This window comes from Rhodococcus daqingensis, assembly GCF_042665615.1.
Taxonomy (GTDB): Bacteria; Actinomycetota; Actinomycetes; order Mycobacteriales; family Mycobacteriaceae; genus Rhodococcus_G; species Rhodococcus_G daqingensis.
The window spans coordinates 35,679-55,844 of sequence record NZ_JBHTCS010000030.1; the positions used below are offsets into that span (position 1 = coordinate 35,679).

At 68.1% G+C, this 20,166-nt stretch carries 21 protein-coding genes, 1 tRNA gene and 1 other RNA gene; 11 read left to right on the forward strand and 12 right to left on the reverse strand.

What is annotated here, in order from left to right:
* Positions 1–22 precede the first annotated feature (22 nt).
* On the forward strand, positions 23–721 hold the full coding sequence (locus tag ACFQS9_RS24520; RefSeq protein ID WP_378409161.1) for a helix-turn-helix domain-containing protein: 699 nt from the start codon (positions 23–25) through the stop codon (positions 719–721).
* A 3-nt stretch (positions 722–724) separates the two neighbouring features.
* Here the strand turns inward: ACFQS9_RS24520 and ACFQS9_RS24525 are convergent, their stop codons facing one another.
* Positions 725–1,624: a sterol desaturase family protein gene (locus ACFQS9_RS24525; RefSeq protein WP_378409162.1), complete on the reverse strand. Its 900-nt coding sequence runs from the start codon at positions 1,622–1,624 to the stop codon at positions 725–727.
* Between the two features lie 91 nt (positions 1,625–1,715).
* On the opposite strand from ACFQS9_RS24525, the gene ACFQS9_RS24530 reads away from it, so the two are divergent.
* Positions 1,716–2,180 (forward strand): hypothetical protein, encoded by a 465-nt coding sequence (locus ACFQS9_RS24530; protein ID WP_378409163.1) that lies wholly within the window; start codon positions 1,716–1,718, stop codon positions 2,178–2,180.
* An 80-nt stretch (positions 2,181–2,260) separates the two neighbouring features.
* Here ACFQS9_RS24530 and ACFQS9_RS24535 read toward each other — a convergent pair whose 3' ends face one another.
* Entirely contained in the window at positions 2,261–4,420 is a 2,160-nt protein-coding gene (locus tag ACFQS9_RS24535) for an MMPL family transporter (RefSeq protein WP_378409164.1), read from the reverse strand.
* Between the two features lie 162 nt (positions 4,421–4,582).
* Between ACFQS9_RS24535 and ACFQS9_RS24540 the strand changes: the two genes are divergently transcribed.
* From ACFQS9_RS24540 to tgt, 5 genes are all read left to right on the forward strand, one after another.
* Positions 4,583–5,134 carry a TetR/AcrR family transcriptional regulator gene (locus ACFQS9_RS24540; protein WP_378409165.1) on the forward strand — a complete coding sequence of 184 codons (552 nt, stop codon included), beginning with the start codon at positions 4,583–4,585 and terminating at the stop codon, positions 5,132–5,134.
* Between the two features lie 97 nt (positions 5,135–5,231).
* A complete protein-coding gene (locus ACFQS9_RS24545) occupies positions 5,232–5,687 on the forward strand; it encodes an RrF2 family transcriptional regulator (protein WP_378409486.1) in 456 nt (151 codons plus the stop codon).
* Between the two features lie 62 nt (positions 5,688–5,749).
* The gene (locus ACFQS9_RS24550; RefSeq protein ID WP_378409166.1) at positions 5,750–7,483 is read left to right on the forward strand and encodes an ABC transporter ATP-binding protein; all 1,734 of its coding nucleotides are present in this window, start codon (positions 5,750–5,752) and stop codon (positions 7,481–7,483) included.
* Between the two features lie 5 nt (positions 7,484–7,488).
* A complete protein-coding gene (locus ACFQS9_RS24555) occupies positions 7,489–9,408 on the forward strand; it encodes an ABC transporter ATP-binding protein (RefSeq protein ID WP_378409487.1) in 1,920 nt (639 codons plus the stop codon).
* Positions 9,409–9,417: 9 nt separating this feature from the next.
* Entirely contained in the window at positions 9,418–10,662 is a 1,245-nt protein-coding gene (tgt, locus tag ACFQS9_RS24560; RefSeq protein WP_378409167.1) for a tRNA guanosine(34) transglycosylase Tgt, read from the forward strand.
* A 3-nt stretch (positions 10,663–10,665) separates the two neighbouring features.
* Here the strand turns inward: tgt and ACFQS9_RS24565 are convergent, their stop codons facing one another.
* The 9 genes from ACFQS9_RS24565 to ACFQS9_RS24605 form a co-directional block, all read right to left on the reverse strand.
* A complete protein-coding gene (locus ACFQS9_RS24565) occupies positions 10,666–11,400 on the reverse strand; it encodes a queuosine precursor transporter (RefSeq protein WP_378409168.1) in 735 nt (244 codons plus the stop codon).
* A gap of 100 nt (positions 11,401–11,500) precedes the next feature.
* Positions 11,501–12,571: a hypothetical protein gene (locus ACFQS9_RS24570; RefSeq protein ID WP_378409169.1), complete on the reverse strand. Its 1,071-nt coding sequence runs from the start codon at positions 12,569–12,571 to the stop codon at positions 11,501–11,503.
* A 109-nt stretch (positions 12,572–12,680) separates the two neighbouring features.
* The gene (locus ACFQS9_RS24575) at positions 12,681–13,202 is read right to left on the reverse strand and encodes an RDD family protein (protein ID WP_378409170.1); all 522 of its coding nucleotides are present in this window, start codon (positions 13,200–13,202) and stop codon (positions 12,681–12,683) included.
* Positions 13,203–13,338: 136 nt separating this feature from the next.
* On the reverse strand, positions 13,339–14,322 hold the full coding sequence (gene gluQRS / locus ACFQS9_RS24580) for a tRNA glutamyl-Q(34) synthetase GluQRS (protein ID WP_378409171.1): 984 nt from the start codon (positions 14,320–14,322) through the stop codon (positions 13,339–13,341).
* Positions 14,323–14,331: 9 nt separating this feature from the next.
* Positions 14,332–14,754, reverse strand: coding sequence for a hypothetical protein (locus ACFQS9_RS24585; protein ID WP_378409172.1), 423 nt, complete (start codon positions 14,752–14,754; stop codon positions 14,332–14,334).
* A 164-nt stretch (positions 14,755–14,918) separates the two neighbouring features.
* Complete coding sequence (locus ACFQS9_RS24590; protein ID WP_378409173.1) at positions 14,919–15,047, reverse strand: hypothetical protein; 129 nt, start codon at positions 15,045–15,047, stop codon at positions 14,919–14,921.
* A 366-nt stretch (positions 15,048–15,413) separates the two neighbouring features.
* Positions 15,414–15,536 carry a hypothetical protein gene (locus tag ACFQS9_RS24595; protein WP_378409174.1) on the reverse strand — a complete coding sequence of 41 codons (123 nt, stop codon included), beginning with the start codon at positions 15,534–15,536 and terminating at the stop codon, positions 15,414–15,416.
* A gap of 198 nt (positions 15,537–15,734) precedes the next feature.
* Positions 15,735–16,292 carry a TIGR03086 family metal-binding protein gene (locus tag ACFQS9_RS24600; protein WP_378409175.1) on the reverse strand — a complete coding sequence of 186 codons (558 nt, stop codon included), beginning with the start codon at positions 16,290–16,292 and terminating at the stop codon, positions 15,735–15,737.
* Between the two features lie 105 nt (positions 16,293–16,397).
* A tRNA-Ser gene (locus tag ACFQS9_RS24605) sits at positions 16,398–16,485 on the reverse strand.
* Between the two features lie 106 nt (positions 16,486–16,591).
* Here ACFQS9_RS24605 and ffs point away from each other — a divergent pair.
* Positions 16,592–16,686, forward strand: an RNA gene (gene ffs, locus ACFQS9_RS24610) — signal recognition particle sRNA small type.
* Positions 16,687–16,731: 45 nt separating this feature from the next.
* Positions 16,732–18,021 carry an aspartate aminotransferase type Ic gene (locus tag ACFQS9_RS24615; RefSeq protein ID WP_378409176.1) on the forward strand — a complete coding sequence of 430 codons (1,290 nt, stop codon included), beginning with the start codon at positions 16,732–16,734 and terminating at the stop codon, positions 18,019–18,021.
* A gap of 6 nt (positions 18,022–18,027) precedes the next feature.
* Here the strand turns inward: ACFQS9_RS24615 and ACFQS9_RS24620 are convergent, their stop codons facing one another.
* Positions 18,028–18,678 carry a DUF5701 family protein gene (locus ACFQS9_RS24620; RefSeq protein WP_378409177.1) on the reverse strand — a complete coding sequence of 217 codons (651 nt, stop codon included), beginning with the start codon at positions 18,676–18,678 and terminating at the stop codon, positions 18,028–18,030.
* A 110-nt stretch (positions 18,679–18,788) separates the two neighbouring features.
* On the opposite strand from ACFQS9_RS24620, the gene ACFQS9_RS24625 reads away from it, so the two are divergent.
* Positions 18,789–19,373: an HhH-GPD-type base excision DNA repair protein gene (locus ACFQS9_RS24625; protein ID WP_378409178.1), complete on the forward strand. Its 585-nt coding sequence runs from the start codon at positions 18,789–18,791 to the stop codon at positions 19,371–19,373.
* Positions 19,374–19,535: 162 nt separating this feature from the next.
* Positions 19,536–20,090: a hypothetical protein gene (locus ACFQS9_RS24630; RefSeq protein ID WP_378409179.1), complete on the forward strand. Its 555-nt coding sequence runs from the start codon at positions 19,536–19,538 to the stop codon at positions 20,088–20,090.
* Positions 20,091–20,166: the final 76 nt, after the last annotated feature.

A 20,166-nucleotide genomic window follows, 5' to 3' on the forward strand; every position in this document is an offset into this window, starting at 1 on the left:
GTGGGTCTGGTGCGGGCACGCGGTGTATCTCGGGCCGTCACTGCGCCTGGATCCGCACTCGACGGCGGTGTACTGCCTGGCGGTCGGCGTGGACGCGCCGCTGATCCTGCGCGTCGACGGGGGCCCTGACACGATGGTCCGATCGGTGCTCGTCCCGCCGCGGGCGACGCACCAGATCGTCGCGATGGGGGAGCGAATGTTGTTCTGCTATTTCGACCCCGGCTCGGCGCGGGCGGACGGGTGCCTCGAGCGGATGACGGCGGAGGAGACCGGTTTCGGGATCGGGCACCGAGCGGAAGCGGCGTTGGCCGAGCTCTGCGGCGCCCCCGTCCCCGACGCCGGGAACATCCTGGACGCGGCGTCCGGCCCGGTCCGGGGTCCGGTCGACGAGCGGATCGGCGGGGTGATCCGGACGATCCGCGCGAGGCCGGGGGCGGCGGTCACGGCGGCGGAGTTCGCCAGGGACACACACCTGTCCACGCCGTACTTCCTCCGGCTCTTCGCGTCCGAGACGGGCACCAGCTTCCGGCGGTACCGGCTGTGGGCCCGAATGCTGCACGTCGCGACGGCGGTCGCGAAGGGGGCCGACCTCACCCGCGCCGCCGTCGATGCGGGTTTCGCGACCCCGTCACATTTCAGCGACGCGTTCCGCCGGATGTTCGGGCTGACCGCGACCGCCCTGCTCAGCGGCGGGGTCGAGATCGTGGTCGACGGACCGTGACCCTCACGGCGTCCACCCCGGCGGCCCGAACACGTACCCGAGCCGCTCCCGCCACGACCCCGCGGCCCGCACGTCGCGGCCGATCGCGGCGTACTCGTGCCCCTGCAGCGTGAGGAGGTTGTGGGTGCGCACCGGGGTGGTCAGCCCGTAGGTGGGGCGGTGCGTCTCGGGGGTGAAGGTGCCGAAGAGGCGATCCCAGACGATCAGGATGCCCGCGTAGTTCTTGTCGAGGTACTCGGGATCGCAGCCGTGATGCACCCGGTGGTGCGACGGCGTGTTGAACACCAGCTCGATCGGCCGGGGCAGCCGGTCCACCCGCTCGGTGTGCACGAAGAACTGATATACGAGATTGATCGAAAACCCGACGAACACCATCCACGGCGGGATCCCGATGAGCGGCAACGGGATCCACATCAGGATCTCGCCGCTGTTGTTCCATTTCTGTCGCAGCGCGGTGGCGAAGTTGAAGTACTCGCTGGAATGGTGCGCCTGGTGGGTGGCCCACACGATCCGGGTGCGGTGGGCGATCCGGTGGTACCAGTAGAACAACAGGTCGACGCCCACGATCAGGATCACCCAGGTGTACCAGGCGTCCACCGGCAGATGCCACGGTGCCAGGTACGCGTAGATGGCCGAGTACCCGATCAGCGCGAGGGCCTTCCATGCCGCGCTGGTCAGGATCGACACCGCGCCCATCGAGATGCTGGTCCTCGCATCCACGGCGTCGTAGCCGCCGCGCGGGGGATGCGCCCGCCCGTCGGCGCCCGACTCGGGGGCGGCGAGGTACCGGGCCGCCGCCCATTCCAGCGCCAGGAACAGCACGAAGAACGGAATCGCGAACGCGACCGGGTCGCGCAGCGGCGTCGGAAGCGAGTTCCACGATTCCGGCAGGGATTCCCACATGTAGAGCAGTGTGACCGGCCATCCGGGGCCCTGTCACCGGTTGTTCACCCCCCGTGATGCGAGCGCCGCCATTTGCATCCACAATGACCGGGTGAAACGCACTGTGACCGCCCTTGCACTCGGGGCCACCCTCCTTCTTGCCGGCTGTGGCTCCGACGACAGCTCGTCGTCGACCGAGGCCTCCGCAGCTCCGACCGCCACCTGCCCCGGCGACGCCAGCGCCGACGACCCCACCGCGACCGTGATCGCGAAGTCCGCGACCCTGCCCGCGGGCGTCACCGTCGACGGTGCCGTCACCAAGCTGAACAGCGGACAGACCCCGTCGACCGTGGATCTCACGGTCCGCGTCTGCGGGAGCGGCCTCGACAGCGATGCCCTCAAGGACACCGCCAGCGCGATCGCCGTCATCGCGAAGCCGTCGCTGCTCGGATCCATGATCGGGGTGCTGACCGTCACGGAGGTCGGCGGAGACACCGTCCGCACGACCGACTTCCAGGCCGAGAACTGGGATCCGGCGCAGCCGGCCGACAGCCACCGGGCCGCCTGGGCGAGTTAGCCCCTTCGACAACGAGCAGGGCCCGCCCTTTCCGTGGTGACGGAGAGGGCGGGCCCTGTGTCGTTTCCGGCTCGGCGGGGTCAGACCCGGACGGGCTCCAGATCCTCGTCGGGGCGGCTTGCGGTGACGGCGTCACCGTGCCCCGGCCACCAGGCCTTGTGGCCGAGCAGCGCGGTGATCGAGGGCACCAGGAACATCGACATCACGAACGACGAGAGCAGGATGCCCAGCGCCACCGCGAAGCCCATCTCGGTCATGAAGGCGATACCGGACAGCAGCATCGACCCGAAGGTGCCTGCGAGGATGATGCCGGCGGCACCCACCGACGGCCCGCCGTGTGCGATGGCCAATCGGGCTGCCTCCCTTGGGCTTCGGCCCTCGCGTGCCTCCTCGCGGAGTCGCGCGATCATCAGGATGTTGTAGTCCGTCCCGATCGCCACCACGAACAGATACAGCATGATCGGCAGCGAGAACGAGATGCCGGGCCGATCGCCGACCACGGTGAACAGGAACGCGGTCGCGCCCATGGTGGAGAAGAACACCAGCACCACCGACGCCATCAGGTAGAGCGGCGCCACCAGCGACCGCAGCAGCAGCCCCAGGATCAGCGCGATCAGCACGCCCGCCACCGGGAAGATCACCGACAGGTCGCGGTTGTTCGCGTCGCGGATGTCCGTGAACGCGGCGGTCGGCCCGCCGACCAGCACCTCCGTGCCCTCCGGCGCGGCGGCGTGCGCGGCCTCGCGCAACGGGTCGATCGCGTCGAGCGCCTCGTTGGACTGCGGGCTGTACTCGAGCAGCAGGTTGATCTGCGCGGTGCTGCCGTCCTTGGAGATGAGTGCGAGGCCGCCCTGTTCGTTCGCCGGCATGGCGCCGCCGATGCCGGTGGAGGTGGTCAGTTCCTGCGCCACCCGCTCCACCTCGGCCGGGTCCAGCGGGGTGCCGTTCGTGGAGTGCAGGTACACCAGCGTCGGGTTGAGTGCGCCCGCGGGGAAGCCGGACTGCAGGTCCTTGATGCCGCGTGCCGACTCCGTCGTGGACGGCAGCTGACCGAGCTGGTCGTAGTCCGTCTTGAACCCGAACATGCCCAGCGCCATCACGACCAGCAGCCCGCCGGAGACGAGCGCGACCAGGCCGGGGCGGCGGCCGGTGAACGCGCCGAGCTTGGCGAAGACGGTGCCCTTGGGCTCCTTCTGCCACGACTTCGACGGCCAGAACACCTTGGTGCCGATCAGCGCCACGATCGCGGGGATCAGCGTCAGCGAGGCCAGCGCCATGATGCCGACGCCGATGGCCAGGCCGGGGCCGAGGCTGCGGAACGCGCCGAAGATCGCGAGCAGCAGTGCACAGAACGCCACGATGATGGCGCCGGCCGCGGAGGCGATGACCTCGCCGACCCGCTCGACCGCATGGATCAGCGCGGTGGTCTTCTCCTCGCCCGCTCGCAGCCGCTCACGGAAGCGGAACAGCAGGAACAGGATGTAGTCGGTGCCGACGCCGAACAGCACGACGGTCAGGATGATCTGCAGCGACTGGTCGACCTGCAGGCCGGTGCCCTTCGCGACCAGGGCGATGATGCCGGGCGCGATGGACGAGACGATGCCGACCGAGACGATCGGCAGCAGGGCCGCGACAGGGCTGCGGTAGATGACCAGCAGCAGCCCGATGATCAGCAGGACCGTGACGATGCCGATGATCGCCTCGGCGTTCTTGAAGGCCTCCTCGTTGTCGACCATCAGAGCCGCGTCACCGGTGACCGACATCCGCAGGCCGCTGTCCGCGAGGGTCTCGCCGCCGATCTTGCGGATCTCCTTGACCGCCTCACCGACCGGCTTCTCGTCGGGCAGGCCCTGGAGTCCGACGCTGACCAGCTGGACTTCCTTGTTCTCGGCGAGTGCCTGCGGCCCCGTCTCGGCGCCGACGACCCGATCGATGCCGGTCGCGTTGATGGCGCCCGCGAGGCTCTCGACCTTGGCCTGGTCCTCCGCGGAGAGCTGCTGCCCGTCCTCGCGCTTGATCACGATGGTCGCCGTGGCGTCCTCGGATTTCCCGAACTGCTCCTCCGCCAGGTGCTGTGCCTGGATGGACTCGTAGGTGTCCGGCAGGAATCCGGACTGCTCCTTGTTGAGCACGTCGGTCAGCGTGGGCGCGAGCGCCACGACCGCGACGGCGGCGATGATCCACGCCGCAATGATCTTCCATGGATTGTGTACAACGAATCGAGCAAGTTTCCCGAACATGTGCCCCTCCACACCGCGTTCTGCAAGTTTGCCTACCGTGCGGTAGGTAGACTACGCACCCACGCGGGCGACCGACAACTGGAATGATTCGTCGCCGCGCCGTGCGGAGCCTTAGGGTGCCGGTGTGTTCGGACCGGACCGAAGGAAGAGAGGTGGTCGACGATGGGCGCGCGAGATACCAGGTCGGCCATCAGAGAGGCCGCACTCCGGCAGTTCATAGCCAAGGGCGTCGAGCAGACCAGCCTGCGGGAGATCGCCGACGAGGTCGGCATCACCAAGGCCTCGCTCTACTACCACTATGCGTCCAAGGCCGACCTGCTCCTGGCCATCGTGACCCCGATCCTGTTCGTCATGCGTGACGTCGCGGACGCGCTCGATCAGGCGCCGCACACCCCGGACGGCATCCGGGAGGTGTTGCGCCGCTACCTGATCGGGCTGCTCAACCACCGCGCGGAGGGGTCGCTGTTCGTCCGGGACGCCTCCGCGATGAGCGCCACCCTCGGCCCGATCCTGCCCGAGCTGATCGAGATCAACCGGCGGATCAACATCTGGCTGGCGGGCCCGGACGCCCCCGCGGAGTCCACGATCCGCGCGGTCGCGGCGCTGGAGGTGCTCAACACGGCGTTGTCGGCGAACGCGGCGGTGCCCGACGCCGACGACGAGGAACTCGGGCGGGTGCTGCTCGACGCGGCGATGGGCGTGCTGCGCCTGTAGAGCCGGCCGGCGCCCCCTGTCAACCGCGCTTGCCCGGTTTCATACCGCGATGGTAGGAATCAAGCGCCGGACGGACCGGTCAGGCGAGGGGGCAGCAGTGCACATCACCGCGAAGGTGGACTATGCCGTGCGCACCCTGGTCGAGCTGGCCGCGGCGGGCGAGGCGCCCGCCAAGGCGGAGTACCTCGCGACCGCGCAGTCGATCCCGCACAAGTTCCTCGAGGCGGTCCTCGCCGACCTGCGCCGGGCCGGAATGGTGCACAGCAGGCGCGGGCCGGACGGAGGGTATTGGCTGGCCCGGCCGGCCACCGAGATCACCGTCGCCGACGTGATCCGCGCGGTGGAGGGCCCGCTGGCCTCGGTTCGCGGCCAGCGCCCCGAGGAGGTGCGCTACGCCGGGCCCGCCGCACCGTTGCTCGATGTGTGGATCGCGGTGCGGGTGAACCTGCGGGCGGTCCTCGAGGGCGTCAGCATCGCCGACATCGCCGGTGGCACGCTGCCCGGATTCATCGACGGGCTCACCGCCGACCCAGAGGCCTGGCAGAGGCGCTGAGCTGCGGGTTCGCCGGGTGTAACCAGCCGGGGCGCGGCGACCGATTGGTAGCCTCGAAGCCTATGTTGTACTCACTGCTGCGCACCTACCTGCGCCCATACGGGGGTGACCTGGCGGGTGTCGTTGCGCTCCAGTTGATCTCGACCCTGACCTCGCTGTATCTGCCCAGCCTGAACGCCGAGATCATCGACGACGGCGTCGCCAAGGGCGATACCGGCGTGGTGCTCTCCACCGGCGGAACCATGCTGCTCATCACCTGCCTGCAGGTCGCGTGCAGCATCGGCGCGGTGTACTTCGGCGCCCGCGCAGCGATGGGTTTGGGCCGCGACCTGCGCGGCGCGGTGGTGCACCAGGTCGGTCGGTTCTCCGCCCGCGAGGTCGGGTCCTTCGGGGCGCCCTCGCTGATCACCCGCAGCACGAACGACGTCCAGCAGATCCAGATGGTGGTGGTGATCAGCTGCACCATCCTGGTCGCGGCGCCGATCATGGGCATCGGCGGCATCGTGATGTCGATCCGCCAGTCGCAGGGCCTGGCCTGGGTGCTCGCGGTCGCGGTCCCGCTGCTGGGGCTGGCGATGTACCTGGTGATCTCGAAGATGGTGCCGCAGTTCCGGCTGATGCAGTCGCGGATCGACGCCATCAACCGGGTCCTGCGCGAGCAGATCACCGGCATCCGGGTGGTGCGGGCCTTCGTCCGCGAATCCCACGAGATGCGGCGATTCGGCGCGGCCAACGAGGACCTGGCGGGCACCGCGCTGCGGGTCGGCAAGCTGATGGCGCTGATGCTCCCGATGGTGATGCTCATCGCGAACGTCACCAGCGTCGCGGTGCTCTGGCTCGGCGGCCACCTCATCGACCAGGGCACCATGCAGATCGGCTCGCTCACCGCGGTGCTCTCCTACATCATGCAGATCCTGATGGCGGTGATGATGGTGACCGTCATCGCCGTGATCCTGCCGCGCGCGTCGGTGTGCGCCGAGCGGCTCACCGAGGTCCTCGACACCGAGCCCTCGGTGCAGGCCTCGCCGAAGCCGCTCGCGAGCTGGCGCGAGCGCGGCATCGTCGAGATGCGCGGGGCGACGTTCGCCTTCCCCGGTGCCGAGGCGCCGGTGCTGCGGAACGTCAGCTTCCTGGCCGAACCCGGCATGACCACCGCCATCATCGGCGGCACCGGATCCGGCAAGTCCACCCTGCTCAACCTGATCCCCCGGCTGATCGACGTCACCGGCGGCGAGGTGCGCGTCGGGGCGGCCGACGTGCGGGCCATCGACCCCGACCGGCTGCGCGCCTCGATCGGCCTCGTGCCGCAGAAGCCGTACCTGTTCTCGGGGACGGTGGCCAGCAACCTCCGGTACGGCAGGCCGGACGCGACCGACGCCGAACTGTGGCGATGTCTGGAGATCGCGCAGGCCGCCGATTTCGTCCGCGCCATGCCCGGGGGCCTCGAGTCCCCCGTCGCGCAGGGCGGCACCACCGTCTCGGGTGGTCAGCGGCAGCGGTTGGCGATCGCGCGGGCCCTGGTCCGGGAGCCGGAGATCTATCTGTTCGACGACTCGTTCTCCGCCCTGGACCTGAGCACCGACGCCCGGCTGCGGGCCGCGCTGGCCCCGGTCACCCGCGACGCCTGCGTGATCATCGTCGCGCAGCGCGTCTCGACGATCGTCGACGCCGACCAGATCATCGTGCTCGAGGACGGCGCCATCGTCGGGATCGGCACGCACGGCGAACTGGTCGACCGCTGCCAGACGTACGCGGAGATCGTCGCCTCCCAGCTCGCCGCGCAGGCGGCGTCGTGAGCGCGATGCGCGGCCCGATGGCCGCCGCCGCGGGCCCGCCGTCGAAGAAGCCGATGGACTTCTGGCCGTCCGCGAGGCGTCTGCTGGCGCGCCTGGCCCCGGACAAGTTGGCGGTCGCACTGGTGCTCGCCCTCGCCGCGATGAGCGTGGTGCTCAGCGTGGTCGCCCCGAAGATCCTCGGCCACGCCACCAACATCATCTTCGACGGCGTCGTCGGCAGGCAGCTGCCCGAAGGCCTCACCAAGGACCAGGCCGTCGAGGGGCTGCGCGCGCAGGGCCAGGACACCTTCGCGGACATGGTGTCCTCGATGGATGTGGTGCCCGGTACCGGGATCGACTTCGGTGACCTGGGCCGCGTGCTCGCCGTCGTGCTGCTGATCTATCTGGCGGCCTCGCTGTTCAGCTGGGTGCAGGGCTACGTGCTCAACATCGTGGTCCAGCGCACGATCATGCGGCTGCGCGCGGACGTGGAGGAGAAGATCCACCGGCTGCCGTTGCGCTATTTCGACACCCACGCCCGTGGCGATCTGCTCAGCCGCGTCACCAACGACATCGACAACATCGCGCAGACCGTCCAGCAGACGATCAGTCAGCTGCTGACGTCCGTGCTCTCGGTGGTCGGCATCCTGGCCATGATGCTGTGGATCTCGCCGCTGCTGGCCCTGGTCGCGGTGGCCACCGTGCCGCTGTCGGTGCTGGCGACCACGCTGATCGCGAAGCGGTCGCAGAAGCACTTCGTGGCGCAGTGGACCACCACGGGCGCGCTGAACGCTCAGATCGAGGAGGCCTTCACCGGGCACGAGCTGGTGACCGCCTTCGGCCGCCAGCGCGAGGTCGGGGCCGCCTTCGACGAGAAGAACGAGCAGCTCTACCAGTCCGGCTTCAAGGCCCAGTTCATCTCGGGCCTGGTGATGCCGGCGATCAACTTCCTCGGCAACCTCAACTACGTGGCCGTCGCGGTGGTCGGCGGCATGAAGGTCGCGTCCGGGTCGATGAGCCTGGGCGACGTGCAGGCCTTCATCCAGTACTCGCGTCAGTTCACCCAGCCGCTCACCCAGATCGGCGCCATGACCAACCTGATGCAGTCCGGTGTCGCCTCCGCCGAGCGGGTGTTCGCGCTGCTCGACGAGGAGGAGCAGTCGCCGGATCCGGTGCGCCCGGATACGCCGTGGTTCCGGCGCGGTCACGTCGAGTTCGAGCGGGTGTCCTTCCGGTACAAGGAGGAGCAGCCGCTCATCGAGGATCTGTCGCTGACCGCCGAGCCGGGGCACATGGTGGCGATCGTCGGCCCGACCGGGGCGGGCAAGACCACCCTGGTGAACCTGATCATGCGGTTCTACGAGGTGGACTCGGGCCGAATCACCTTGGACGGCATGGACATCACCAGCATGACGCGTGACGACCTGCGGTCCCGGATCGGGATGGTCCTGCAGGACACCTGGTTGTTCGGCGGCACCATCCGCGAGAACATCGCCTACGGCCACCCCGAGGCGACCGAGGCGCAGATCCGCGAGGCGGCGCGGATGAGCTACGTGGACCGGTTCGTGCACTCGCTGCCGGACGGGTACGACACCGTCATCGACGAGGAGGGCGGCAACGTCAGCGCGGGGGAGAAGCAGCTCATCACGATCGCGCGGGCCTTCCTGTCGCAGCCGTCGATCCTGATCCTCGACGAGGCCACCAGTTCGGTGGACACCCGCACCGAACTGCTCGTCCAGCACGCCACCGCGGCGCTGCGCAGCGACCGGACCAGCTTCGTCATCGCGCACCGGCTCTCGACCATCCGCGACGCCCACCTGATCGTGGTGATGGAGGAGGGTCGCATCGTCGAGCAGGGCACCCACGAGGAGCTGCTCTCCCGGCGCGGGGCGTACTTCGAGCTCTACAACAGCCAGTTCGTCGGACCGGCCGAGGCGGCCGTGTGAACGGGCTGATTGGATGACACGGTGAGCCAACCCTTCTTTACCCTCGGCACCCGGCTGCCGGGCCGCTTGGGCCGTACGGGCACCATCCACACCCCGCACGGCGAGATCCAGACGCCGGCGTTCATCGCGGTCGGCACCAACGCCACCGTCAAGGCGGTGCTGCCGGAGACGATGAAAGACCTTGGCACGCAGGCGGTCCTGGCGAACGCGTACCACCTGTACCTGCAGCCGGGGCCGGACATCGTGGACGAGGCGGGCGGTCTGGGCCGGTTCATGAACTGGCCGGGTCCGACGTTCACCGACAGCGGCGGATTCCAGGTGATGTCGCTGGGCGTCGGCTTCAAGAAGGTGCTCTCGATGGATTCCGTCGGGGTCCAGTCCGACGACGTGATCGCCGTCGGCAAGGAGCGCCTCGCGCACGTGGACGACGACGGGGTGACCTTCAAGTCGCACCGTGACGGCTCCCGGCACCGGTTCACTCCGGAGATCTCGATGGGCATCCAGCACCAGCTCGGGGCGGACATCATCTTCGCCTTCGACGAGCTGACCACGCTGTTCAACACCCGCGCCTACCAGGAGGAGTCCGTCGAGCGCACCCAGGCCTGGGCGGTGCGGTGCATCGCGGAACACGAGCGGCTCACCGCCGAGCGGACGCACCGGCCCTACCAGGCCCTGTTCGGGGTGGTGCAGGGCGCGCAGTACGAGGACCTGCGCAGGCAGGCCTGCCGGGGGCTGGAGTCGATCGTCGGCGAGACCGGCCGCGGCTTCGACGGTTACGGGATCGGCGGAGCACTGGAGAAGCAGAACCTCGGGACCATCGTGCGGTGGTGCAACGAGGAGCTGCCCGAGCACAAGCCGCGGCACCTGCTGGGCATCAGCGAGCCGGACGACCTGTTCGTTGCCATCGAGAACGGGGCCGACACGTTCGATTGCGTGAATCCGTCCCGGGTGGCGCGAAATGCCGCGATTTACACGACCACCGGCCGGTTCAACATCAACACGAGCCGTTTCCGGCGCGACTACAACCCGATCGACGACGAGTGTGACTGTTACACCTGCAAGAACTATTCGCGGGCGTATCTGCACCACCTGTTCAAATCGAAAGAAATGCTGTCGTCGACCCTCGCGACCATTCACAACGAACGATTCACCATCCGGTTGGTGGACCGGATCCGGGAGAGCATCGACGGCGGCTATTTCGACGATCTGAAGGAGCAGACGCTGGGACGGTTCTACGCGACCAGCCGCGTATAGCCGTCAGCTCGCGATCACGTACGTCGGTTCCCGCTTCTTGACGTAGGCGATGCCGCGATAGGTGATGGGCATGACCAGCACCTCGATCAGGGTCTTCCAGAGGAAGCCGACGATCAGGTAGTTGAAGAAGTCGTCCCAGGTGCTGATCCCGATCGCGCCTGCGGCGATGGCGCAGAAGATCAGGGTGTCGGCGAACTCACCGACCACGGTCGACCCGATCAGCCGCGCCCACAGGTGCTTCTCCTTGGTGCGCTCCTTGATGGTCACCATCACCAGCGAGTTCAGCAGCTGACCGACGAGATATCCGGCCAGGCCGGCCAGCAGCAGTCGGGGGTACACCCCGACCACGGCCTCCAGCGCGGCCTGGTTTGTGTAGAACTCCGCGGACGGCAGCCGGAGCAGCAGCCAGAAGCAGGCGGACGCCAGGATCATCGCGCCGAATCCCAGGTAGATGGCCCGGCGGGTGGCCTTGAACCCGTACACCTCGCTGAGCACGTCGCCGAGGATGTAGGCCATCGGGAAGAGGAAGAACCCGCCGTCGGTGATGATCGGCAGGATCTGCAGCGGCCCGATCGCGAGTTCGGTGCCGGCGAAGAAGGCCACCCCCTTGGTGGCGCAGATATTCGAGATCAGCAGCACGGCGGTGAAGAGCGCCACGATGGTGGGGTAGTAGCCGCGACTGACGTGCGCGAAGGTCGCGTGCTCGGGGTTCTTCTCGGCGTGTTCTGACACTGTCACGACGCCATCCAAGCACCACAACGCCGCAGGGCGCGACCTCGACCCTGGTGGGAGGAGTTCGCGCCCTGCGGCGGGTGCCTGGTTTGTCCGGATGTCCGGATCAGGGGGCGATCGGTCCCCTGACCACCACGCGGTAGGCGTACGTGGAGGCGATGACGGTCAGCGGGATGGTCACCAGCAGGCCGAGGCCGCACAGCAGCGCGCCCACGATGTTGATGCCGACGAGGGCCAACGCGAGGAGCAGCAGCGGGCCGACGTTCTGCGAGATGGCGCCGAAGCTCGACTTGATCGCGGTGATCGCGTCCTGGTTCTGGTCGATCACGAACTGCAGCGTCCACCAGGTCAGGAACACGATGATCAGGCCCGGGATGATCAGCAGCACGAAGCCGATCGCCGAGAGGACACCGACGATGATGCTGGCGAGGATGATCGCGCCGACGTTGTTGAACTGGAAGAACGAGCCGATCGCCGGCTTGTTGCCGTCCACCTCGTGCAGGGCCCCCCGGATCATGGCCGCCTGGATGAGGTAACCCACGACGGTGGTGACGATGGTGCCGAGGATGCTCCATGGCGAGAAGGCGTCGGAGAAGTCGGTCGAGTTGCCGGTGCCGAAGATCAGGCTGAGTCCCACCTGGATGACGGCGGCGATCAGCACGATGCCGATCCAGATCCCGGCATTGCCCTTGAACTTGTTCCAGGCGTAGCCGAGCGCGTCGCCGACCGTGAGCTGCGGGGTGCCGCCGGGGCCACCGAAGCCGGGGGCGGAGAACGCGTCGGCGCCGTATCCGGGCGGCGGGGGATAGCCCCCGCCCGCGCCGTATCCCGGGGGCGGCGGGTATCCGCCGGGCATGTTCGGGGTGCCGCCCTGCTGGTATCCGGGCGGAGGTGGGTAGCCGCCGGGCTGAGGTGCCCCCTGCTGCGGGTATCCGGGCGGGGGCGGGTAGCCGCCGGGCTGAGGTGCCCCCTGCTGCGGGTATCCGGGCGGGGGCGGGTAGCCGCCGGGCGGCGGTGGCGTGCCGCCGGGCGGGACGGCTCCGGGCTGCGGGGCACCCTGCTGGGGGTATCCGGGCGGCGGCGGCGGGTAGCCGCCGGCCGGTGGATTCTGCGGCGGAATCGGGTTGTCCGGGGTGCCCTCGTTGCCGGGCTGGCCGGGCGGTGGGTTTTCGCTCACAGTCGTCCTTCTGTTGTGCGGTCGAATTGTTGTGCGTCCGAATCCGTGTCGGTTCGGGTGAAACGGCGGTGCGATCGGGAATCGGACCCGATCGCACCGCGGTGATCGATCAGCCCCGGACGACCTGGGTTCCGCCCGCCAGTTCGTCGTGCTTGCCCTGCTTGGTGGGGCTCGAATTGATGGTCACCGCGATCACGATGACGGCGATCAGGCTGAGGAGCCCGCCGATGAACGGGATGATGTTGAGCAGGTTGAACGCCTCGCGGATCGAGGCCTGCTGCGGCGTCGGGTTACCGCCGCCCGGACCACGCACGCTCAGGCCGAGCATCTTCTTGCCCGGGGTCCAGCCCCTGATGTCGAAGGCAACGAAATAGGCGAACGTCAATATGCCTGAGATCAGGCCGCTCACGGTGATGTTGTCGGTTGCGCCGAATGCGATCAGCAGAATCCAGGTGACGATTCCGACGAGGATGTAGTCGATGAGCCGCGCCCCGAAACGGATGCCGAGACTTCCGGGTTCGGTGCCGCCAGGGAAGGCGCCCGCTGCGCTCTGGTCGTTGAATTGTGGCGGAGTCGGGTAGGACGGTTCGCCGGGCTGGTTCTGGTTCGGATCAAATCCACCGGTGGTCATGTGTTCCCCTCGGATACGTCTGATTGCGGCCATTCAGCGTGCTGGTCATTCAACAGTGCTTAGTGACCCTACGTGCGATCCCCGTTGCTTGGTACCCTGCCGATCGCCCAATACGTTTCGATTGCGCAAACATCGACTAATGATCGGCGAATGTCCAGGCGGTTCGCGGCAGTGCGACTGGATCGAATCCCTGGAGTAACTCGTCGAGTCCGGGCTTGTCGCCGATCTCCGCCAGCCCGAGCGAGGCGGCCAGAATTCCACGCACCTCGTCGGCGGTGCGCCCCAGTGCTCGTTGGTCCGCCAGCGTGACGGCGCCGTCGCGTTTGGCCAGTCGCTTTCCGTCCGCATTCAGTGCCAGCGGAACGTGTGCGTAGCTCGGCGCGGCCAGCGACAGCAGCGAGGCGAGGTAGGCCTGCCGCGGGGCGGAGGAGAGCAGGTCGTCCCCGCGGACGACCTGGTCGATGCGCTGCTCCGCGTCGTCGACCACCACGGCCAGGTTGTATGCCGCGATACCGTCGCCGCGTCGCAGCACCACGTCGTCGATGGCTCCGGTGTAGCGGCCGTGCAGCGCGTCCTCGATGGTGAACTCGGCGATCTCCGCGCGCAGCCGGATTGCGGGTGGCCGTCCGGAATCGTGTTTGGCCGCGATCTCGGCGGCGCTCAGGTCACGGCAGGTGCCGGGATAGTGTCCGTCGGGTCCGTGCGGTGCCGAGGCGGCCTGCTGGATTTCTCTTCTGGTGCAGAAGCATTCGTAGGTGCGCCCGGCGGCCGTGAGGTCGTCGATGGCGGCGTCGTACAGCGCCAGTCGGTCCGACTGCCGGGCGATCGGACCGTCCCAGTCCAGCCCCAGGGCCGCGAGGTCGTCGAGCTGTCGCGTCTCGGCGCCGGCCCGCACCCGGTCGAGGTCCTCGACCCGCAGCAGGAATCGCCTGCCGGTCGAGCGGGCGAACAGCCAGGCCAGCATCGCGGTTCGGAGATTGCCGACGTGCAGGTCGCCGGACGGGCTCGGGGCGAACCGTCCGGCACCGCTTGCGACTGCTTGCAGGTCGCTCGAACCTGCACCGCTTGCGACTGCTTGCAGGTCGCTCGAACCTGCACCGTGCTGGACCGACTGATGCATGGCGCCAGCTTATCGAGGCGGCGCGCACTCGCTCTGGAAGTATTTCGTCAGGGCGGCGGGGACACCGTCGGCGGCGGCCTGCGCCCAGCAGACCTCGTGGGGGAAGAGCACGTAGGTCGTCCACTGGCCGTCGAGGTTGCGGACGATGCGTTGGTTGTCGCCGGGTGAATCCCACCTGATGACCGCCCAACCGTCCGCGCAGTGATCGACGGTGGCGGTCGCGGCGGCGAGAAATGCGTCCATTGTCAGGTCTTGTGTCAGCGCTTCGGGGTCGCACGGCTGCGCGATCGGTGCGGCTTCTGCCGGCGTCGTCGTGGGTATCGACGGGGAGGTGAACTCTTCTGTGGTGACGTCGTCAGTGGCGCATCCGGCCGACAGAGCCGCCGCGGCCAGCACACTGACCGCGAATCCCGCGCTGCCCGGTGAATACATTGCTCGTGCTCCTCCGCTCCGTGTCGAGTGTGTACCCGTGGCAGCGTCCAGGGGAAGTCGTCTCAACTGGACGTCGCGAACGCCGGCTCGACCTGGAGTGGTCAGGTGCGACATCGGCCCCCGTCCGAGGGGGACGGGGGCCGACGCAGCGCAGCCGAGGGGGCTCAGCTGCTGAAGGCGCCGACCAGGCTGCCGAAGATGCCGCCCGCGCCGGTGAGGACCTCGGAGAAGACGTCGACTCCGCTGCTGCCGGTGTCGGCGCCTGCGGCTGCGATGGGGGTGATGTTGGCCATGAGATTCCTCCAGGAAGTCTGTTTCGTTCGATCTGCATCGCGGACTGTATCGGAGGTTCTGCGTGCGCGCACCCGTTGGAATCAGAGGGTTTCCGTTCGGTTAACACGGCCCGACGTGACGGGAAACAACTTGTGCGGCAACCCTTCCGGAAGGTGAACAGATCACGTGGAAATGGGTGCCGGGACGGCCCGAAGGCCCGGAGTGTGGGTCGATATCGGCCGAATCGGATCGCGACGGGATATGTGCGGAACATCACTGGACGTCGAAAACTCTTGAGATGCAAAGAGTTCAAGCTTCGGTACTGAGGGAATGAAAGAGCCCCGCCCGAAAACTGTTGGGCGGGGCCGATCTTGAGTGGGTGAGTTTCAGCTGATGGTCACGTTGTTCAGCGTGTCGACCACGGCCTTGATCGTGGTGCCGAGGATGACGTCGATGTCGACGGCGGTCGCGGCGCCGGTGTTGAGTGCGGAGCTGCCGGTGTCTGCCATGGTGGTTCCTCCCGAGTCGATTGTGCGTCGACGGCCGACGCACGGCGGACAGTAATGAAGGGTCCGCCGCCGCGCAGCGCGAGTGAAGGGCCGCCGCCCGACGAGTGCTCACGGCCGGGTCGATCGTCGTGGTCAGGCGGGGTCCCACCGAGCGGGCTCCTTCACAGAGTGTCGACCATCACAGCGGGTGGCCCGGGTTCAGGCCCGGCGGCCGACCAGTCCGAGGACCCGCGTCTGCTCGTCGGTGTCGGCGGGAACGTCGACCACGGGACCGCAGACGCCGGGGCTGTGCAGGGCCTCGCCCATCCGCTCGGCGAAGCCGGCGACCATGGCGAGGTCCGTCGGCGCGATGGTGGTGTCGCCGCCGGTCGCCTTCGCGATGTCCCAGCCGTGCAGCACCAGGTCGAAGGTGTAGAAGGAGCCGAAGGTGTCCGAGACCTTGGCCCGGCCCATCTGTCCGTCGTACTCGAGGTCGGCGCGGGCGGGGTTTTCGAGGATCTCCTGCACGGCGTCGCGGGTCTGCGTCCACGCGCCGAGGGGATCGACGTCGAGGTCGGGGACCGGCGGAAGCGTCATGCCCGCGGCGTTGACCGGGAAGGACTGGGTCTCGACGACGTGCCGGAGCACGTCGCGGGCGGTCCAGCCGTCGCAGGGGGAGGCGTTGTCCCAGCGGTCGGCCGGCACGGATTCGACGCGGCGGGTCAGTTCGGCGGCGAGCCGACGGTAGAGGTCCGCGTTGTTGGTCGTGGTGGTCATGGCTCCATCGTGCGTCCCGGCGCCGACATCGTCTTGAAGATTCGCGACATCCACAGCCCCCGGATACAACGATGGCCCCCGATCCGGAGATCGGGGGCCATCGTGTGGCGGAGGATAGGGGATTTGAACCCCTGAGGGCGTTAACCCAACCCGCGTTCCAGGCGAGCGCCATAGGCCACTAGGCGAATCCTCCGTGGGCGAGCATACCGGCACACCCGCCCAGGAATGAAAACGGCCCCCGAACCGGGCGAAATCCCGGCCGCCTTTCCGTCGCCCGGCCGGGCATGGCTACACTCGTGGACGGATCCCGCGCGGCGCGCATCCTGTGAACTCCCCCAGGGCCGGAAGGCAGCAAGGGTCAATGGGCTCTGCCGGGTGCGCGGGGTCCCCTTTATTTTCGCGCACCTCCTGCAACCGCGCCGGTGAAAGGTCTTTCGGCATGCCTACCCAAACCCAAATTGGGTTGATGAGCCATGAGGAACTCCGTTCGGAGCACGAGCGTCAGTCTGAGAAGTACGCGCAGCTCAAGACCGAGAAGCTCACCCTCGACCTGACCCGCGGGAAGCCGTCGCCCGAGCAGCTGGACCTGTCGCAGGAGCTGCTGTCGCTGCCCGGCTCCGAGTATCGCGACGGCAACGGGCTCGACTGCCGCAACTACGGCGGTCTCACCGGGCTGCCGGAGCTGCGCGCCGTCTTCGGCGAACTGCTGGGCATCCCGACCGAGAACCTGCTGGCGGGCAACAACGCGAGCCTCGAGATCATGCACGACGTCATCGTGTTCTCGCTGCTGCACGGCACCCCCGATTCACCCCGGCCGTGGTCGCAGGAGCCGAAGATCAAGTTCCTGTGCCCGAGCCCCGGCTACGACCGGCACTTCGCGATCACCGAGTCGTACGGGATCGAGATGATCCCCGTCCCGATGCGGCACGACGGCCCGGACGTGCACCTGATCGCCCGGCTGGTCGCCGAGGATCCGCAGATCAAGGGGCTGTGGGCGGTGCCCACCTACGCCAACCCGACCGGTGCGGTCTTCTCGGAGGAGGTCGTGCGGGCGCTGGCCTCGATGCCGACCGCGGCCCCCGACTTCCGGCTGTTCTGGGACAACGCCTACGCGGTGCATCCCCTGGTCGAGGAGTTCGAGGCCCCGCTGGACGTGCTGGGCATGGCGGCCGAGGCCGGGCACCCGAACCGTCCGTTCGTGTTCGCGTCGACCTCGAAGATCACCTTCGCCGGCGCGGGTGTCAGCTTCGTCGGCGGCTCGACCCAGAACCTGGCCTGGTACCAACAGCATCTGGGCAAGAAGAGCATCGGGCCGGACAAGGTCAACCAGCTGCGGCACCTGAAGTTCTTCAAGGACGCCGACGGGGTGCGCGCGCACATGGCCAAGCACCGCGAGATCCTCGCGCCGAAGTTCGCGCTGGTTCTGCAGATCCTCGAGGATCGGCTGGGCGCGTCGAAGGTGGCGTCCTGGACCGAGCCCAAGGGCGGCTACTTCATCAGCCTCGACGTGGTCGAGGGCACCGCAAAGCGGGTCATCGGCCTGGCGAAGGAGGCGGGCATCGCGTTGACCGCTGCCGGCTCGGCCTTCCCGTACGGCACCGACCCGGAGGACAGGAACATCCGGCTCGCGCCGAGCTTCCCGTCCACCGACGACCTGGCGAAGGCGATGGACGGGGTGGCGACCTGCGTGCTGCTGGCCGCCACCGAGAAGGCGCTCGGCGACGCCTGAGCCCCGCTACCCCCCGACGCGCTCCTGCGCGGAGGCCGAACCCAGCCAGGTGTGCGGGTTGCCGTTCCAGCACCAGCCCAGCTTCGGTCGGCGCCGGCTGATCCACAGCGCGGGCACCCGCTTGTCGCCGCATCGCGACGAGAGCAGCGAGAAGCACTTGTTCTTGCGGAGCATGTCCGGTCGGACCGTGAGCAGGGCGATGCCCTCCTCCACGGTGAGACCGGTGCGTCCGATCGTGGTCAGCGACGCCAGCGCGGACGCGGGGGTCACGTTCAGGTATTCGCTTCCGGTGTCGACGTTCAGTAGCGCGTAGCCGATCCCGTCCGGTACCTCGATCGATTCGATCGGCCGGAACCCGGCGAGCTCGGCGGGCTCGAAGTCCGCGAACCCCTGTTGGGTGCCGAGGGCGGTGTGCGCCATGGCCTCGTGTGCGTCGATGGAGGCGCCCAGCTCGGTGCGCGCCACGACCAGGACGAACGGGATGTGGTCCTCGCCGTGGTCGGCGGCGCTCTCCGGGTGGGCGAGCACCGCGGCGCGGAGCGGTTCCATGGCGGCCGCGAAGTCGGCATCGGACAGTCCGGTCAGGCCGGGGTAGCCGGCCTCGGTGAGCGCGCCGAGCTGGCGGTCGAACTCGGTCTCGGTCGGGGTGGCAGTCAAGGATCCCTCGCTTCCGTACGGTGTACCGAACTCAACGGGCGGCGTCGCGCGATTGTTCCCGGGCGCCCGGACTGTCGAAAGTTCGTCGCCGGAAATGGCAGGATCGGGCCATGGCACTCACGCTGCACCTCGCCGGCGACGCGGACGCGGACGCGCTGCTCGCCGCGGATCCCCTCGCCCTGCTGATCGGGATGCTGCTCGATCAGCAGATCCCCATGGAGGTCGCCTTCGCCGGCCCGAAGAAGCTCGACGAGCGGCTGGCCGGCCTGGACGTGCACAAGATCGCGGAGATGGATCCGGACGCGTTTCTCGCGCTCTGCGCCACGCCGCCCGCCGTGCACCGGTTCCCCGGGTCGATGGGCAAGCGAATCCAGGACCTGTGTATCTACCTCGTCGAGCACTACGACGGCCGGACCGAGGCGATCTGGACCGAGGGCGACCCCGACGGCCGCGAGGTGTTGAGGCGCCTCAAGGCGCTGCCCGGGTACGGCGATCAGAAGGCCCGGATCTTCCTCGCGTTGCTGGGCAAGCAGATCGGCGTCGAGCCGGCGGGTTGGCGAGAGGCCGCGGGAGCATATGGCGACGACGGTTCGCGCAGATCCATCGCGGACGTCGTCGACGACCGCACCCTCGGCGAGGTCCGCGAGTTTAAGAAGTCCGCGAAGGCGGCGGCGAAGGCTGCGAAGGGCGGGTAGTTACCCAAAGCGGGCCCTGAGTGTGCGGCGTTCTGCCCGGCCTGATCCTGCCTCAACTCCCTTGCCTTCCAACCCGCGGTGGACCAGGCTGACTAGATGGCGCATTCTCGGCTAAGTAGCGCGAGGTCTGGAGTTCGCTGGCTGTTCGGGGTTGGCGTCGGTATGGCCATTCTCGGGGCTGTTGCTTTCGTTGTCGCTACCTTCGTCGGCCTTGGCGGTGACGATTCCGAGCCAACGATCGTGCCACCACCGGCAACGTCACAGATTGAACCAAACGGCTCAGATGGACCACCGCCATCAGCGCAAGCGCCAGTAGTTGGTGTCTTCACGCCGGATCCATATCCAGGGCAGAGCGCTGAGGAGTTCGATCACCTGCGCGACGCGTCCGAAAGCCTCAATGCCCTGATCGCGCGAGCGAAACAAACTGGTGATCTCGACACGCTCGCAAGCGCAAACCAGATCGCTTCCGAGCTGCAGGCCGCTCAGGTGTATCGATTGGGGAACACCAGTGGCTCGTCGAAACCTGACGCGGCGGCCACCACGACTGCGGTTGCCGGCCTCTGCACTTCAGTCGTCGGTGCGCTTACCGCTGTGTTCGCGCTGAGGAAAGCGAAGTACGAACTCCACGGGGAGCGACTTGAAGCCTCGTCGGCAGAAGCGTGCGGCCGCGAAACGGCGCCACCAGAGGATTCTGGCACCACTTCACGCCCTGTATGAACCTGGGTGGCATGAAGAGAAACGTCTTCGATCCGGGTTTTGAGCCCGCTCGGGTGAGGGTCGCGCCGGCGGCGAA